This window comes from [Actinomadura] parvosata subsp. kistnae, from assembly GCF_900323885.1.
Lineage (GTDB): Bacteria > Actinomycetota > Actinomycetes > Streptosporangiales > Streptosporangiaceae > Nonomuraea > Nonomuraea composti.
Window position 1 is genome coordinate 65,411 of record NZ_OOHJ01000015.1, and the last position, 16,931, is coordinate 82,341.

Sequence of the window (16,931 nt, forward strand, 5' to 3'; positions counted from 1 at the left end):
TCACCACAGAGTGTTGACTTAGTAAATCAAAAAGATTTACGTTCTCCGCAACCCAAGGAAACAAGGGGAGGCCGTCATGAAACGTAGCCTGGCCGGTTCCCTCCTGGTGTTGACAGCGCTGACAGCAGCAGGTTGCGGCAGCGGTGGCACCACCCAGGAGGCGTCCGGAGGAGCCAAGGAGCTCGAAGTCCTCTACAAGGTCGAGCCGACGTGGCCGCACCTGGAGAACATGCTCAAGAACGCCAAGAAGCAGTACGAGAGCGCCCACCCCGGCGTCACGATCAAGCTGACCGCCGTGCAGGGCAACAACGAGGCCTACTACACGAAACTGGCACTGCTCAACCGCTCGCCCGACTCGGCGCCCGACGTCTACCTCCACGACACCTTCCAGGTCAACGCCGACGTCGCGGCCGGCAAGCTGGCCCCGCTCGACGAGTACCTGGCGACGTGGCCCGACTGGGGCACCCAGTACCCCGACAACGTCAAGCAGGCCGCCAGGGGCATCGACGGCAAGATCTACGGCGTGCCGATCAGCACCGACACCCGCGGCCTCTGGTACCACAAGGACGTCTTCGCCAAGGCCGGCCTGCCCGTGCCGTGGGAGCCGAAGACCTGGAACGACGTCCTGACCGCGGCCCGCACGATCAAGCAGAAGGTGCCGGACGCCGTCCCGTTCAGCATGTACTCCACCAAGATCCACGGCGAGGCGGCCACCATGCAGGGCTTCGAGATGCTCCTGTACGGCACGCCCGGCGGCACCCTCTACGACGACGCGCAGAAGAAGTGGGTGGCCGGCGGCAAGAACTTCACCGACGCCCTGACCTTCATCAACACCGTCTACCGCGAGGAGCTCGGCCCCAAGCAGGCCGACGCGCACAACGCCAAGCTCGCCGACAAGGTCAACCTGGAGTGGTTCCCCGCCGGCAAGATCGGCATCTCGCTCGACGGCGCCTGGACGGCGGCGGCCTGGAAGCCGACCAGCACCAAGCCGTGGCCCGCCTGGCAGGAGAAGGTCGGCTGGACCGCCATGCCCACCCAGAACGGCGAGGCGCCCGGCTCGGTCAGCATGTCCGGCGGCTGGGTGATGGCGATGAGCTCCTACACCAAGCTCAAGAAGGAGGCGTTCGACTTCATCGCCGTGGCCACCAACAAGGAGAACTCGCTGATGTACTCGGTGAGCACCGGCGACCTGGCCCCGCGCAAGGACGTCGCGGCCGACCCGAAGTACACCGCCGACAACCCCAGCGTGAAGTTCTTCACCGACCTGGCCGAGGTGACGCACTACCGGCCGGCGTACGAGGCGTACCCGAAGGTGTCCGCGCAGGTGCAGGAGGCCATGGAGGCGGTCACCACCGGCTCGCGCACCCCCGAGGAGGCCGCCGCCGCCTACGCCAAGGCGCTGCCCGCCGCCGTCGGAGGCCCCGACAAGGTGCTGGCCCGATGACGGTCGCCACCGCCCTCTCTCCCGCCGTGACCGGTTCGCCCGCGGGCGGCCCGGCACGGCGGCGGCGGGTGCTCCGCTGGCTGCTCCCGATGGCCCCCGCGCTGGTGCTGCTGGCGTTGTTCCTCGCCGGGCCCATCCTGTGGAGCGTCTACATCGCCTTCACCAACGAGACCCTGACCGGCTCGGCCTCGGTGCACTCGCAGTTCGTCGGCTTCGACAACTTCACCCGGATGTTCGCCGACCCGAACTTCGTCAACTCGTTCCTGCTCACGTTCGTCTTCGTGATCGGCTCGGCCGTCATCGGCCAGAACACCCTCGGCCTGATCATCGCCCTGCTCCAGCGCGGCCGCGGCCGGGTGACGCGCAGCGTCGTCAACGGCGTCGTCATCGGCGCCTGGGTGATGCCCGAGATCGTGGCCGCCGCCTGCTGGTTCTCGTTCCTGGCCGAGGACGGCACCCTCAACCGGGTCCTCGGCATCTCGCAGGAATGGCTCTACACCGCCCCGATGCTCGCCGTCATCCTCGCCAACGTCTGGCGCGGCACCGCGTTCTCCATGCTCGTCTACTCGGCCGCGCTGTCGGAGGTGCCGCCCGACCTCGTCGAGGCGGCGGCCGTGGACGGCGCGAGCCCCGCCCGGCGGCTCCTGCACATCACGCTGCCGCTGATCCGCCGCTCCATCATGTCGAACCTCATGCTGATCACCCTGCAGACGCTGGCCAGCTTCGGCCTCATCTACGCCCTGACCGGCGGCGGCCCCGGCACGGCCAGCCAGACCACCCCGCTCTACATGTACGAGCAGGCCTTCCGCTACTTCGAGATCGGCTACGGCTCGGCCATCGCGCTGGTCATGCTCGTCATCGGCGCGCTGTTCTCGCTGATCTACCTGCGCCTGATCAAGGTGGAGGACGCATGACCCGGATCGCCGCCAGAGGCGCGGCCCTGCTGTCGCTCCTGCTCATCACGCTCGCCTTCCTCGGCCCGTTCCTGTGGGTGCTGATCGCCTCCGTGCAGCCCGAGGCGTCCCTGTCGGCCGCCCCGACGCTCACCTTCTCCCTGGACAACTTCAAAGCCGTCCTGACCTGGGAGACGATCATCCTGCCGCTGATCAACTCGATCGTCATCTCCGGCTCCACGGCCATCCTCACCGTCCTGGTCGCGGGGCTGGCCGCGTACCCGCTGTCGCGCTACCAGCTCCGCTACCGCCGCCACTTCATGCTGACCCTGCTCTTCACCACGGGCCTGCCCGTGACGGCGATCCTCGTCCCCGTCTACGCCATGTTCTTCCGCTTCAACCTGTACGGCTCGGTGCCGGCGATGGTGCTGTTCCTGACGGCCAGCTCGCTGCCGTTCTCCATCTGGATGATGAAGAACTTCATGGACGGGGTGCCGATCAGCCTGGAGGAGGCCGCGTGGGTGGACGGCGCCGGCTGGACCCAGTCACTACGGGCCGTCGTGGGGCCGCTGATGGCACCCGGCATCGCGGTCGTGGCCATCTTCGTGTTCGTCGGCCAGTGGGGCAACTTCTTCGCCCCGTTCGTCCTGCTGGACACGCCCGAGAAGCAGCCGGCCGCCGTCACCATCTACACGTTCTTCTCCCAGTACGGGCAGGTGGCGTACGGGCAGCTCGCCGCGTTCTCCGTCCTCTACACGGCGCCGGCGGTGGTCCTGTACGTGGCGGTCAACAAGTATCTGGCGGGCTCGTTCAACTTCGCCGGGTCGGTGAAGGGCTAGAAGTGCGCTGGAGACGTTGTGAGAGATGCGCCTGATCACTGGGGTGGGCGGCCATTCGCGTCGGGTCGTCTCTCGGGTGGCGCACAGGTGTAATGCCAGGTGGTGAGGAACTGAGCCGGTCGCTTTAGGTGGTGATCAGACGTCGGCCAGGGCCCAGGCGCTCTGGGTGGGAGTGAGGCCGGGCTTGATCAGGATGCGCAGGTTGAGTGCGGCGGCGCGGGTGTGGAGCCAGGCATTCTTTCTCATCACGCTGAGGTGGCGCAGGCACCGGGTTGTGGCGGATCGACCAGCGAAATTCACCTGGCGTGCCAGGGCACCGGACGGCCTCTGGCGTCCTGCCCGAGTGGCGGCCACATCCACGACTGCGCCCGGCAGCGCGCTCACCATCCCGAACGCAGTGACCAGAGGCGGCTCAATCGGCTCAAGCAGTTTCGAGGGTGCGGCCACCCGCTACGACAAGCCCGCGACATCGTGCAGCGCCGCCGTCACCGTCAAATCATTGGAGACCAGGCCCAAGTGGCGGGGCGACTACCTGGCAATCTCCCCCGTCTGCACTGACCGGCACGGATCCCGCAGCGGGAACAGGGCTGTTGAAAGAGCACGGCTTCGCCTAGGACTTGAGGAAGCGATTCAATTGCACCATTGCCAGCAAGTGCCCCATATCAACCTGCTCGTAGCTCGCGAGAATCCGTTCGCCCAGCTCATGGCGGAGCAAGGGCGAGCCCTCGAGGAAGTATCTGACATCCGCCAGACTGGTCCACGAATAATATTCCCCTTTGGCGGACTCCGCTTGCCCGACAAAAGTCGCCCCCGTCGCGCTTCCTCTCCCAGAAAGCAGAGAGATGATGACATCTCGCTCCGCTTCCATGTGATCCCACGAGGAGGGCGGATTGTGCTCTCTAGTGACTTGATCGGCTAGACGTAGCGCCTCCTTCTCCCGGCGAAGAGGCTCAGCCATCAAACCCACCACCAATCTCGTACCTTGAGCGCTTATTCCCTGAAGCTCGATGTCCGCTCGGGCGGCCTCATAAGACTTCAGGAAGTCGCCCTCCTTCGCGTACAGCCGGTACAACACGGCAAGTGGCGGCACTACGAGCCGATCCGACCCGGCAGGCTGCCGCGACCATAGCTGCAACCACGCCTCTTGTTTCGGCTGACTGTCGAGTGCGAGCGAAGTGATGGAACGTTCGAGGTAGGGGATATAACTACCTGTCTCCAACCCTAGATGGTATCGAGTGTAAGCCAGATTCGAGACGACTATGGGTTTCCACCAGTCCCCATGGCCCGGCGGTATCTGATGAAACAGGCTCAGCGCGGCGTAGAGTTGCCCATCCCATACTGCGGCACAGGCAACGTTGTTGAGCCACCGGACGAACTCGGCACCGCCCCTGGACGTATTGCGAAGAATATCTTCTATCCCCACTCTGTAGGCTTCCGGGTAACGTTCGGAGTCGAACAGGAAGAAGAAATATTCGACGCTGTCATGGAGATCTTCCCGCTTCGACCATCCGGATGAGGCAATATTTCCGAGAGCGCCCCCCAGAACGGCGAGCGTGGTGGCCGTGATGGCTCCGATGAAGGCGCGACGCGTTTTCACCAGCGTCAATCGGGTGGCACTTGGCTCACTCGCTGCAGGCTGCGCCTTGTCGGCGAACTGGTTCACCTTCGGTGACGCGGCTTGCATCGTTGCTCTGGACCGAGCAATTCGCCCATCAATCACACTGGGTGACTGCTGACTCTTTTTGGACCGACGCCCCCTTTTCCGCCCCATCTGAATCATCCCCAACAGAAGATCGACCGATCCTTCGGTACGTCTCCTAAACGGGCGACATACGCCGCAGGTTCCGCCGCCGCCCGCGAACAAGGTCGTTGAACAACTAATCTACGCGGCCGGTTGTCACGCGACAGCACATTCGAGAAAAGACGACTAAAAAGGTTCTCTGTCCGCGGACTACAGCTTGGACGGCTCGAAGGGCACGGCACGCATCGGAGGCTTTGCCGCGTACCAGGTGTTCGCCCAATCACGCATGCCGTTGCGGGGAGAATCCCCTGGGGCTGGTGCCGATGCCGGGCGGGCAGGAGGGCAGGCCCCAGGGGATCCTCGATCAGGGGCCCTGATCAGGCGCAGGTGTAGCCCGAGGGCGTCTGCGTGTTACCGCTGGGCCGGGTGACCTGGAAGCCGAAGCTGGTGCTGGCGTTGGCCGCCAGGTTGCCGTTGTAGCCGGCGTTCTTGGCGGTGACGGTCTGGCCGCTGACGGTCACGGAGGCGTTCCACGAGCCGGCGAGCGTGTGGCCGGCGGGCAGGGTGAAGGTGACGGTCCAGCCGGTGATCGCGGAGGAGCCGGTGTTGGTGACGGTGACGGGCTGGACGACGTAGCCGTTGTTCCACTGGGTCTGGATGGTGCCGGTGGCGGTGCATCCGCCGCCCGACGGCCCCGACTGGGTGGTGAACGTGGCGAGCGCCGAGTTGGACGACAGGTTGCCGGCGCCGTCACGGGCGCGGACGTACACCTGGTACTGGGTGTTGGGGGTGAGCCCGGTGAGGTTGATCGAGTTGGTGGTGCTCTGCCCGAGCTGCGTGTCGGTCGTCCCCTGCTCGCGGTAGACGTTGTAGCCGGCCAGGCCGCTGCCGCCGCTGTCGGTGGAGGCGGTCCAGGTGAGCGTGGCGGAGTTGGACGTCACGTTGCTGGACGTGGGCGTGCCGGGCGTGGTCGGCGGGGTGGTGTCGGTGCTGGTGCCGCCCGCGAGGGCGTCGTGCACGGCGGTGTAGGCGGGCTTCTGCTGGTAGTTCTCGTCGTAGATCAGTGCGGCGCCCTGGCCGGAGAACGTGTCGGGCACCCAGGAGTACTTGTCGGTGAAGCCCCAGATCGTCACGCCGGCGCAGGCGGTGACGGCGTTGCAGGCGTTGATGACGTTGCGGTAGTAGGTGGCCTGGGTGGTGTCCTTGCTGGAGTCGCGGGGCATCTGCATGCGGATGTCCAGCTCGGTGACGCGCACCTGGACGCCGAGGTCGGCGAAGCGCTGCATGTTCTGCTGGATGTCGCTGGGGAAGCCGTACTGGATGGCGAGGTGGCCCTGGAAGCCCACGCAGTCCACGGGCACGCCCTGCTGGCGCAGCGACGAGACCAGGTTGTACATGGCGGTGCTCTTGGCGTTGATGCCTTCGACGTTGTAGTCGTTGATGCACAGCCGGGCGTCGGGGTCGGCGGCGCGGGCGGCGCGGAAGGCGTCGGCGACGAAGCTCTGGCCGAGCGTGTTGTACCAGAACGAGGTGCGCCAGCCGCCGTTGTCGTCGAACACCTCGTTGACGACGTCCCACGACGTGACGGCCGGGTTGTCGGCGTAGCGGCCGACGACCTGGCTGATGTGGTTCTGGATGGCGGTGCGCATGGCGGAGGCGCTGAGGCCCTGCACCCAGCCGGGCGTCTGCTGGTGCCAGATCAGCGTGTGGCCGTGGACCTGCTGGTTGTTCTGGGTGGCGAAGTTGACGATGGCGTCGGCGCCGGAGAAGGTGAACTGGCCCTGGTTGGGCTCCGTCGACTCCCACTTCATCGCGTTCTCGGCGGTCACCTGGCTGAACTCGGTGGCCGCGATGGTGCGGTAGGAGGTCTCGTTGGCCAGCGGGCTGGTGGCGAGCGCCGCGCCGATGAACTTGCCCCTGGCGGCGGCGTGCGTGCGCAGCGGCGCGGACGCCTCGGCCGAGGTGGCGGGCAGGAGGAAGGCTGCGAGCATCCCCACTAACGTGAGGAGTCGTAGGAGCGAGGACGAATGCACGGACATCTACCTCCGGAGGCAGGCACTCGATTCCGAAAGTTTCGGTCTGTTCCAGACCGCATGGCAGACGGTATTGACATGCGCGTGAGCGGTCAATGGCAGGTTCACCACGGGGCTAAACCAGCAGTTGGAAGCCAGAAACTATCGGTAGATCAATGAAACTTTCACATGCACTGCGTCCCCCGATGACTGTCTAGCGCGACGTACCTACCGGTCGGTACTGTGAAATCTCCGGAATAATCGTCCACTGCGGGAGTTCTGCGTATGTCTCTTTCGCACGCCCAGGTCCAGGCCCAGCTCACCGCCCCCGGCCAGCTCTTCGAGATGGAAGAGATCGGCGACACCGGCGTACGCACGTGGAAGCACGCTCCCGCCCATTTCCGCGCCCTGCTGGAGATGAGCAGGTTCCACGGGGACAAGGTGTTCCTCGTCTACGAGGACGAGCACATCACGTTCGAGGAGCACTTCCGCCGCGCCGCCACCCTCGCGGGCCGGCTGGTCGAGGAGTACGGCGTGGCCAAGGGCGACCGGGTGGCCGTGGCGATGCGCAACTACCCCGAATGGGTGATCGCGTTCTCGGCCGCGCTGGCGGCGGGAGCCATCGCCGTCCCGCTCAACGCCTGGTGGACGGAGGCCGAGCTGGCCTACGGCGTGCGCGACTCCGGGGCCAAGGTGCTGATCGCCGACGGCGAACGCGCCGTCCGCCTGGCGCCGACGGGCGTGCCGCTGATCGTCACCAGGGGCGAGGTGCCGGCCGGGGCGCGCGCGTTCGACGAGGTCATGGGCGAGGTCGTCGCGGACGTCAAGCTTCCGGACGTCGAGCTCGCCCCCGACGACCCGGCCACCATCTTCTACACCTCCGGCACGACCGGCAGCCCCAAGGGCGCGCTCGGCAGCCACCGCAACATCGGCCAGGCGCCCATGACCGTCGCCTACGGCATGATGAAGGCGGTCGCCATGGCCGGCAAGGACGTCGGCGCGGCGGCCGGCGCCCGCCGGATCACGCTGCTGACCGTCCCGCTCTTCCACGTCACCGGCTGCTTCTCGGCCATGACCACCACGATGTTCAGCGGCGGCGGCCTGGTGCTGATGTACAAGTGGGACCCGGAGCAGGCCCTGCGCCTCATCGAGCGGGAACGGGTCACCGCCATGATCGGCGTGCCGACGAACGCCTGGCAGCTCATGTCGCACCCCGACTTCGGCAAGTACGACCTGTCGTCCCTGTCCACGCTCGGCTACGGCGGCGCCCCCGCCCCGCCCAAGCTGCTGGAGCGCATCACCACGAACCTGCCCAACCGCGCCCCCTCCAACGGCTACGGCATGACCGAGACCTCGGCCCTGGCCATCGGCAACGGCGGCGCCGACTACCACGCCAAGCCCGACAGCATCGGCCTGCCCTCCGCCGTCGTGGACGTGCGCGTCGTGGACCCGATGGGGGCCGAGCTGCCGCCGGGCGAGGTGGGCGAGCTGTGCGTGCGCGGCCCCAACGTCATCCTCGGCTACTGGAACAAGCCGGAGGCCACCGCGCAGACGTTCGTCGACGGCTGGCTGCACACCGGCGACCTGGCCAGGATCGACGACGAGGGCTTCGTCTACATCGTCGACCGCGCCAAGGACATGGTGATCAGGGGCGGCGAGAACGTCTACTGCGCCGAGGTCGAGGCGGCCCTGTTCGAGCACCCGGCCGTGGACGACGCCGCCGTCATCGGCGTGCCGCACGACGAGCTGGGCGAGGAGGTCGGCGCGGTCGTCCGGCTGGCGCCCGGCAGGACGGTCACCACCGAGGAGCTGCAGGGCTTCCTGGCGGAGCGGATCGCCAAGTTCAAGATCCCGGTGCACGTCTGGTTCCGCGAGGGCGAGCTGCCCCGCAACCCCGGCGGCAAGATCCTCAAGACGCATCTGCGCCGCGAGGTCCTCGGCCTCTGACCGGCACCTTCCGGGGCCTGCCCCGCCGTGTCCGACAGCTCCTGGGGGTCGTCCCCCAGGAGCTGTTCCGTCTGTGACGGTCCTCACAGCGCCCGCGTTTCCCCTGCTCGGGCCGCCTTCCGAACGCCGATCGCCCCCGCGCATTACCTGGCGCGTAATCGCGGCTCCTACCCCTGGCCTGACATCTTTCAGGTGTCCGCACGAACGAGGCCATCCCGAAGGAGCCCGATATGACCGCCTTGACCGTCACCGCCGACCGGATGAAGTTCCTGCGCCTCGCGCTGGCCGCCGACGCCGTCGTCACGGGCGGCAACGGGCTGATCTACCTCGCCTTCGCCGGCCCCGTCGGCACCCTGCTCGGCCCGGACGCCGGCCTGCTGCGCGGCATCGGCGCCTTCCTCCTGGTCTACGGCATCGCCGTCGGCCTCCTGGCCACCCGCCGCGCCATCAGCCCCGCCGGCACCAAGGCCGTCATCGCCCTGAACATCATCTGGACGCTGGCCAGCGTCGCCGCCGTCGTCACCGGCGCCGCCGCCTTCACCACGGTCGGCGCGATCTGGGCCATCGCCCAGGCGCTGGTGGTCGCCCTCTTCGCCGAGCTGCAGATCACCGGCCTGCGCAAGACCCGTACGAACTGACACCCACCCTCTCTTCAGGACACAGAGCAAAAGCTCTCTAAACACGGAGCAAAAGCTCTCTAGGACACGGAGCAAGAGCCATGAACCTCATCGACCGCTACATCGCCTGCTGGAACGAGACCGACCCCGAGGCCCGCGCGAAGGCCGTGGCCGAGCTGTGGACCGAGGACGGCACCTACACCGACCCGCTGGCCGACGTCACCGGCCACGCCGGCATCGCCGCCGTGATCGAGGGCGCGCAGGGCATGTTCCCCGGCCTGGTCTTCACCCCCGGCGACCTGTACGACGCCCACCACCACATCGCCCGCTTCACCTGGCACCTGGGCCCCGAGGGCGGGGAGCCGGTCGCGATCGGGTTCGACGTGGTCGAGCTGGCCGAGGACGGCAGGATCCGCAAGGTCCTCGGCTTCCTCGACAAGGTCCCCACCGCCTGAAGCCCCCTCCTCGCCACGGCCCTCCGGCACTCCGCCGGAGGGCCGTTCGCATTCCCGTGCGCTGCGAAAACGAGTTGCCCGCAGGTGGACGGGTGTCCGACAATTGCACATCGTGCTACCTGCCGTGAAACGCCTGATCCGTCACCTTTCGCTGGACTTGAGCCCGCTGCGCGACTCCCGCGACTACCGGCTGCTCTTCGGCTCCGGCGTCATCACGATGTTCGGCACCATGATCACGATGGTCGCGGTGCCGTACCAGATGAAGGAGCTGACGGACTCCTACCTGGCGGTCGGCCTGGTGAGCCTGGCGGAGTTCGTGCCGATGGTGGTGTGCGGCCTGTGGGGCGGCGCCATCGCCGACGCGCTCGACCGCCGCACCATCATCGTCTGGAGCGAGCTCGGCCTGCTGGTCACGTCCGCCGCCCTGCTCGTCAACGCGCTGTTGCCCAGCCCGCAGGTCTGGGTCCTGTACGCGGTCGGCGCCCTGTCCACCGGCCTCGCCTCCCTGCAACGCCCGAGCCTGGAGGCCGTCATCCAGCAGGTCGTCAAGCACGACCAGCAGGCGTCGGCCGCCGTGCTGTCGAGCCTGCGCTGGAACTTCGGCGCCATCGTCGCCCCCGCGCTCGGCGGCCTGCTCGTCACCTGGAGCACCGCCTCCGCCTACGCCGTGGACACGCTCACGTTCGTCCTGTCGCTCGTGCTGCTCTGGCGCGTCCGCTCGATTCCGCCCGCCGAGGACGCCGCGCCCGCCTCGCTGCGCTCGCTCCTCGAAGGCGTGCGGTACGCGGTCAGCCGCAAGGACCTCATGGGCACCTACCTCGTGGACATCGCCGCCATGGTGTTCGCCATGGCCACGTCGCTGTACCCGTTCCTCGCCGACGAGCTGCGCGCCCCGCAGGCGCTCGGCCTGCTCTACTCGGCCGCCGCGGTCGGCGCCCTGATCGCCTCGCTCACCGGCCGCTGGACGGCGCGGGTGCAGCGCCAGGGGCTCGGCGTGATCGTCGCCGCCATCCTCTGGGGCGCCGCGGTCGCCCTCACCGGCCTCGCCCCGAACGTCTGGCTCGTCTTCGTCTGCATCGCCCTCGCCGGCGCCGCCGACATGATCAGCGGCATCTTCCGGATGACGATGTGGAACCAGACGATCCCGCCCGAGTACCGAGGCCGCCTGGCCGGCATCGAGCTCCTGTCGTACGCCAGCGGCCCGATGCTCGGCAACGCCCGGGCCAGCCTCATGGCCAACTTCGGCGGCACCCGCTTCTCCCTCTCCGCCGGCGGCATCCTGTGCGTCGCCGCCGTCCTCGGCCTGGCCACCGCCCTGCCGAAGTTCCTGCATTACGACGCCAGGACGGACGAGCACGCGCTCGCCGAAAAGGCCCGCCGCGAGGCCGCCGCAGCCGCGGAGGCCACGGCCTGACCCTGAGGGCGTCGCTTGCCCCTCGGGACGCCGCTGGTCCTGAGGGGGTCCCTTGCCCCTCAGGACGCCGCTGGCCCTGAGGGCGTCGCTTGCCCCTCAGGACGCCGCCGGCCCTGAGGCCAGGCCGCCGCAGCTCCGCGCAGGCCGCCGCCTGCCCCTGAGGGCGTCGCTCAGGCCCTCCCCTCGGCCTGGGCGAACGCCCGCAGCGCCTCGGCGTCGGAGTACACGCTGGTCACGTACTCCCGCACCCACTCCTCGATCTCCTCGAACCCGCTCTCGGCCTTGAGCCGCTCCCCCACCGTCCGGGCGTCGAGCGGCGTGCATCGCAACGTCACCGCGCCGCTCTCCCCGTCGAGCAACGCCCAGTGCGCCCCGTACGTCCCGTACGGCATCCCGACGGAACCTGGATTGACCACCCGCACCCGGTCGGCCAGCCGCACGAACGGCATGTGCGTGTTGCCCACCACCACGGTCGCGGCGCTCTCCCCCGCCAGCACCTCCGCCCACCGCTCCAGCGAGCTGTCGACCAGGATCATCTCCTCGTCGCTGCGCGGGGTCGCGTGCACGAACAGGGTCGTCCCCAGCAGCCCCAGCTCCAGCACCTGCCGCGCCGGCAGCCCCGCCAGCAGCTCCACCTGCTCGCCCCGCAACCGCCCGGCCGCCCACCGCGAGATCGCATAGGGACAGTCCTTCCCTTGGACGACCTCGACCAGCTCCCGATCGGCGTTCCCGCTCACCCACAACGCCCGCTCCCCCAGCGAGACCAGCAGATCAAGCGTCTCCACCGGCATCGGCCCCGCGGCCACATCACCGGTCAGCACAATCAGATCGGCCCCGGCCACGTCGGGCTCGGCCAGCACGGCTTCAAGCGCGGGCAACACACCATGAATGTCGGAGAGAACGGCAACTCGCATACCCCCACTCTCCCGCGCCCGAGCCCCTCCCCGTGCCCATGTTCGCTACCCGACGAACTCCTCAGCCGGCCTCACGCCACCCCGGCGTGCTCCTCGGCACGCATTGAGCCACCCGGTGAATCAGCCCGCCTCACGCCACCCGTCGTACCGCTCGACCAGCTCATCCACCTTACGCAGAGCATCATCATCGTGCAGCCCTTCGACCACGACCAGCCACTGCGCGTCCTCGGCGTCGTCCTCCCCGGCCAGCGTCTCCCGCACCACCCGCGGCACGCCCAGCTCCGGAAACCACTCCCCCAGCGTCTCGGCGACCTCTTCGGCGTCGTCTCTCTCGCCGAACACGAGCAACTGCGTCATAGCATCACCTTCTCCCGGAGATCCCTGCGTGCGAACAGTTACGACAGGTAGCGTTCCGTCATGACGTTCGAAGCAGGCATGGAAACCCTTCCCCTCTGGCTCAGGCCGCCGCCGCGTGGGTTCGTCGCGGCGGACCTCGACCGACTGCCGGGCTGCCCACGCACGTGGAGCTCATCGACGGCAGCCTCGCCTTCTTCGCGCCTCAGACCTGCGGCCACAGCCTCACCGTGTCGCGCCTTCACCGGGCGCTGGCCGACGCCGCACCGCCGGGGCTGCTGGTGCGCTCCCGCATGACGATCGTCCTCGACGAGGCCCAGCGCCCGGAACCCGACGTCACCGTCATCCGCCACGACGGTGCCGATGACCCGCACCGCACCTTCTACCGAGGGGAAGACGTCGTCCTGGTCGTGGAGGTGGTCAGCGAGGACACCCGGCCACGGGACACGAGACGCAAACCCCTGCTCTACGCCGAGGCCAGCATCCCGCACTTCTGGCTGGCCGAGCCCCGGGACGACCGGTTGGTCATCCGGGCCCACGAGCTCGACCCCGCCACCGGCGCCTATACGTGCACCGGCGTCCACGGTGACCGGTTCGCGCCGATCGTTCCGTTCGCCGTGGACCTCGATCTCACCGCGATCGCCCGCATGTGAACGCGGAAGGGCCGGCACCCGACGTGCCGGCCCCCATCATCAGCCGCGGAGCTGGGCCCCCACGCGGTCGGCTGCCATCGCCACCGCCGCGTCCCGTGCCGCCGTGGTCTCCTCGGCGGTCAGGGTGCGGTCGGCGGCGCGGAAGCGCATCGAGTAGGCGAGCGACTTGTTCCCCTCGCCCACCTGCGCCCCCGCGTACACGTCGAACAGCCGGATCGACTCCAGCAGCTCCCCGGCCCCGTCGCGCAGCGCGGCCTCCACGTCGGCGACCGGCGTGAAGTCGGGCACGATCAGGGCGACGTCCTGCGTGGCCACCGGGTAGGGCGACACCGCGGGCGTCTGGACGGGGCCGGGCATGGCGGTCTCCAGCCGCGACAGCTCCAGCTCCATCGCCGCCGTGCGCGGGGGCAGCCCGTACGCCTCGACGACTCTCGGGTGCAGCTCCCGGCGTGTCCGACGAGCGTGTCGCCCACGTAGAGGGCGGCGCACCGGCCGGGGTGCCAGGGCTCGTGCTGGTCGGCGCTGATGGACAGCTCCACCCGCGCCTCGGCGGCGACGAGCCGGGCGGCCTGGACGGCATCGGCCCAGGAGGCGGCGCGCCCGCCGCCCCACCAGCCGGACCGCTCGAACTCGCCGGCCAGCACCACGGCGACGCGCAGCGGCTGGTCGGGCAGGGCCGCCTCGATGGTGGCGACCTCTTCGGCGGTGGGCCGGCGTTCGACGCCGAGCACGGGCGCCACTTCGGGCGCGTTCGGGCGGGGCCGGTAGACGGAGCCCGTCTCGAAGATCGCCACGTCGGTGTGGCCGCGCCCGACGTTGCGGACGAGGGTCTTGAGCAGCCCGGGCAGCAGCGTCGTGCGCATGAGCGGCTCGTCCTCGGACAGCGGGTTGGCCAGCCGGGCGGCGGCGCGGCGCGCGTCGTCGGCGGGCAGCAGCAGCCGGTCGAAGTCGTCGGGGCTGATGAACGGGTAGCTGAGCACCTCGACGTAGCCGCCCTCGGCCAGCGCCCTGCCGACCCGCCTGCGCAGCCGCTGGCCCTCGGTGAGGCCGGCGCCCGCCGGGGCGGAGGGCAGCACGGACGGGAGGCTCTCGTAGCCCTCCAGCCGGATGACCTCCTCGGCCAGGTCGTTGGGGTCGGTGAGGTCGGGACGCCAGGACGGCGGCGTCACGGTGATCATGTCGTCGCCGGTGACGGCCAGCTTGGCGGCCAGCGCGCCGCCGGTCACGACGCCGGTGGGGGCCACGCCGCCCTTGCGCACGGCGGGGTCGTCGCCGTCGACGACGACGCAGCCGACCTGCTCCAGCCGCGCGACCACGGTGTCCTTGGAGTAGTCGACCCCGGCGACGCGGCCGGGATAGCCGGCCGGGATGGCGATGCGGGCCGGCTCGACCTCGACCTCGGCGTGCGTGACGCCGGGCCGGATGGTGGCGCCGCCCAGCTCGGCCAGCAGCTGCACGGCCCGCCAGGAGGCGACGAGCGGCAGCTCGCGGTCGACGCCGCGCTCGAACCGCTTGGACGCCTCGGACACGAGCCCGTGCCGGCGGGACTCGCGGGAGATGCCGGTGGCGGAGAAGTGCGCGGCCTCGATGACGATGTCGGTGGAGGCGTCGGAGATCTCGGTCTCCAGGCCGCCCATCGTGCCGGCCATCGAGATGGGGCCCGACTCGTCGGTGATGAGGATGTCGTCGGGGTCGAGCTCGCGGACGACGTGGTCGAGGGTCTCCAGCCGCTCGCCGGCCGCGGCCCGGCGCACGACGATCTCGCCGCGCAGCTTGGCCCGGTCGAACGCGTGCAGCGGCTGCCCCAGCTCCAGCATCAGGTAGTTGGTGATGTCGACGGCCAGCGACACGGGGCGCATGCCGGCCCGCGTGAGGCGTACGCGCATCCACAGCGGGCTCTGCGCGGCCGGGTCGAAGCCGCTGACCTCGCGCAGCACGAACCGGTCGCACGCGGTCGGGTCGGCGATCGAGGCCGGCCACGCGGGCGCGGTCTCGGCGGGCAGCTCGACGTCGGCGGGGTCGCGGAAGGCCACGCCGAACGCGGTGGCGACCTCGCGGGCCACGCCGCGGATCGACAGGGCGTAGCCGATGTCGGGCGTGATCTCCAGCTCGATCACGTCGTCGCGCAGGCCGAGCAGCTCGACCACGTCGGTGCCGATCGGCGTGCCCGCGGGCAGCACCATGATGCCGTTGTGGTCGTCGCCGAGGCCGAGCTCGCGCTCGGAGCAGATCATGCCTTCGGACATCCGCCCGTACGTCTTGCGCGCCCCGACCTCGAACCCGCCGGGCAGCACGCCGCCGGGCAGGACGACGGGCACGCGGTCGCCGGCGGAGAAGTTGGTGGCGCCGCAGATGATCTCGCGCGGCGTCGCCTCGCCCACCTCGACCTTGCAGTGCCTGATCGGCTTCTTGAAGCCGGACAGCTCCTCGAAGTCGAGCACCTCGCCGACGACGACGTTCTTGACGTCGTGGCCGTGGGAGGTGATGGACTCGAGCTTGAGCCCGGCCGCGGTCAGCTTGTCGGCCACCTCGTGCGCGGTGGCCGCCGGGAGATCGACGTACTCCCGCAGCCAGGAGAGCGGGACCTTCATCAGATCTCCATTCCGAACGGGAGGGTGAAGCGGATGTCGCCCTCGACCATGTCACGCATGTCCTCGGCGTTGTGGCGGAACATCAGCGTCCGCTCGATGCCCATGCCGAACGCGAAGCCGGAGTAACGGGAGGGGTCGACGCCGCACGCGATGAGCACGCGCGGGTTGACCATGCCGCAGCCGCCCCACTCGATCCAGCCCTCCGACTTGCAGGTGCGGCAGGGCGGGTTGCCGGGCACGGCGGAGGCGCCGCGGCAGACGAAGCACTTGAGGTCCATCTCGGCGGACGGCTCGGTGAACGGGAAGTAGTTGGGCCGGAACCGGGTCGTGATGCCCTTGCCGAACATCACCTCGGCGAAGCGGTCGAGCGTGCCCTTGAGGTGGGCCATGGTCAGGCCCTCGTCGACGGCCAGGCCCTCGGTCTGGTGGAAGACCGGGGTGTGGGTGGCGTCGAGCTCGTCGGTGCGGAACGTCTTGCCCGGCGAGATCACGTACACCGGCAGCTCGCGCTGCAGCAGCGCGCGCACCTGCACCGGCGAGGTCTGCGTGCGCAGGACCATGCCCGAGTCGGTGGAGCCGACGAAGAACGTGTCGTGGTCGGAGCGGGCCGGGTGGTCCTTGGCGATGTTGAGCGCGTCGAAGTTGAACCATTCGCCTTCGAGCTCGGGCCCCTCGGCCACTTCGTAGCCCATGGCGACGAACGCGTCGGCGATGCGCTCCTGAAGGGTGGTCAGCGGGTGGCGGGCGCCGCGCGGGCGGCGGTCCCATGGCAGGGTGACGTCGACGGTCTCCTCGACGAGCACCCGCGCGTCGCGCTCGGCCTCCAGCTCGGCCTGGCGCGCGGCCAGCGCCTCGTTGATCGCCTTGCGGGCGCCGCCGACCCGCTTGCCCGCCTCGGCGCGGGCGGCCGGGGGCAGTGCCCCGATCTCGCGGTTGGCCAGGGCGATGGGCGAGCGGTCACCCGCGTGCGCCAGCCTGGCCTGCTTGAGTGCGTCGAGGTCGCCGGCCGCCTTGATCGCCGCGATGGCGTCGGCCTCCATCCGGGACACCTCGTCGG

The 16,931-nt window shown here is 69.2% G+C and carries 13 protein-coding genes and 1 pseudogene; 8 read left to right on the forward strand and 6 right to left on the reverse strand.

Translation table 11 applies throughout. From position 1 onward, the window contains the following. The first annotated feature begins 76 nt into the window (after window positions 1-76). The 3 genes from KIS93_RS14985 to KIS93_RS14995 are packed head-to-tail and all read left to right on the forward strand — an operon-like array spanning window position 77 to window position 3,176. On the forward strand, window positions 77-1,444 hold the full coding sequence (locus KIS93_RS14985) for an extracellular solute-binding protein (RefSeq protein ID WP_080036993.1): 1,368 nt from the start codon (window positions 77-79) through the stop codon (window positions 1,442-1,444). After that, window positions 1,441-2,358: a carbohydrate ABC transporter permease gene (locus tag KIS93_RS14990; protein ID WP_080036992.1), complete on the forward strand. Its 918-nt coding sequence runs from the start codon at window positions 1,441-1,443 to the stop codon at window positions 2,356-2,358. The genes KIS93_RS14985 and KIS93_RS14990 overlap by 4 nt, the downstream gene beginning before the upstream one ends. Beyond that, on the forward strand, window positions 2,355-3,176 hold the full coding sequence (locus tag KIS93_RS14995) for a carbohydrate ABC transporter permease (protein WP_080036991.1): 822 nt from the start codon (window positions 2,355-2,357) through the stop codon (window positions 3,174-3,176). Before KIS93_RS14990 ends, KIS93_RS14995 begins: the two co-directional genes overlap by 4 nt. Window positions 3,177-3,786: 610 nt before the next feature. Here KIS93_RS14995 and KIS93_RS15000 read toward each other — a convergent pair. Then, window positions 3,787-4,839 (reverse strand): hypothetical protein, encoded by a 1,053-nt coding sequence (locus KIS93_RS15000; protein ID WP_155126558.1) that lies wholly within the window; start codon window positions 4,837-4,839, stop codon window positions 3,787-3,789. Window positions 4,840-5,294: 455 nt separating this feature from the next. Continuing rightward, entirely contained in the window at window positions 5,295-6,908 is a 1,614-nt protein-coding gene (locus KIS93_RS15005) for an endo-1,4-beta-xylanase (RefSeq protein ID WP_230466000.1), read from the reverse strand. Window positions 6,909-7,214: 306 nt separating this feature from the next. Here KIS93_RS15005 and KIS93_RS15010 point away from each other — a divergent pair, with 306 nt between their 5' ends. The 4 genes from KIS93_RS15010 to KIS93_RS15025 all read left to right on the forward strand — a co-directional run bounded on the left by KIS93_RS15010 (window position 7,215) and on the right by KIS93_RS15025 (window position 11,362). Next, on the forward strand, window positions 7,215-8,876 hold the full coding sequence (locus KIS93_RS15010; RefSeq protein ID WP_080036988.1) for a class I adenylate-forming enzyme family protein: 1,662 nt from the start codon (window positions 7,215-7,217) through the stop codon (window positions 8,874-8,876). Window positions 8,877-9,106: 230 nt separating this feature from the next. Then, window positions 9,107-9,514 (forward strand): hypothetical protein, encoded by a 408-nt coding sequence (locus KIS93_RS15015; RefSeq protein WP_080036987.1) that lies wholly within the window; start codon window positions 9,107-9,109, stop codon window positions 9,512-9,514. 80 nt (window positions 9,515-9,594) lie between these two features. Continuing rightward, entirely contained in the window at window positions 9,595-9,948 is a 354-nt protein-coding gene (locus tag KIS93_RS15020; RefSeq protein WP_080036986.1) for a nuclear transport factor 2 family protein, read from the forward strand. A 124-nt stretch (window positions 9,949-10,072) separates the two neighbouring features. Continuing rightward, window positions 10,073-11,362 (forward strand): MFS transporter, encoded by a 1,290-nt coding sequence (locus KIS93_RS15025; protein ID WP_230465999.1) that lies wholly within the window; start codon window positions 10,073-10,075, stop codon window positions 11,360-11,362. A gap of 170 nt (window positions 11,363-11,532) precedes the next feature. On the opposite strand, the gene KIS93_RS15030 is transcribed toward KIS93_RS15025, so the two are convergent. Continuing rightward, a complete protein-coding gene (locus tag KIS93_RS15030; protein ID WP_080036985.1) occupies window positions 11,533-12,276 on the reverse strand; it encodes a metallophosphoesterase family protein in 744 nt (247 codons plus the stop codon). 120 nt (window positions 12,277-12,396) lie between these two features. Beyond that, window positions 12,397-12,633 carry a hypothetical protein gene (locus tag KIS93_RS15035; RefSeq protein ID WP_080036984.1) on the reverse strand — a complete coding sequence of 79 codons (237 nt, stop codon included), beginning with the start codon at window positions 12,631-12,633 and terminating at the stop codon, window positions 12,397-12,399. A 164-nt stretch (window positions 12,634-12,797) separates the two neighbouring features. On the opposite strand from KIS93_RS15035, the gene KIS93_RS15040 reads away from it, so the two are divergent. Next, a complete protein-coding gene (locus KIS93_RS15040; protein ID WP_246005286.1) occupies window positions 12,798-13,283 on the forward strand; it encodes a Uma2 family endonuclease in 486 nt (161 codons plus the stop codon). A gap of 39 nt (window positions 13,284-13,322) precedes the next feature. Here the strand turns inward: KIS93_RS15040 and KIS93_RS15045 are convergent. After that, window positions 13,323-15,874: pseudogene (locus tag KIS93_RS15045) on the reverse strand (phenylalanine--tRNA ligase subunit beta). Next, the gene (pheS, locus tag KIS93_RS15050) at window positions 15,874-16,914 is read right to left on the reverse strand and encodes a phenylalanine--tRNA ligase subunit alpha (protein ID WP_230466446.1); all 1,041 of its coding nucleotides are present in this window, start codon (window positions 16,912-16,914) and stop codon (window positions 15,874-15,876) included. Before pheS ends, KIS93_RS15045 begins: the two are co-directional and overlap by 1 nt. Window positions 16,915-16,931 lie beyond the last annotated feature (17 nt).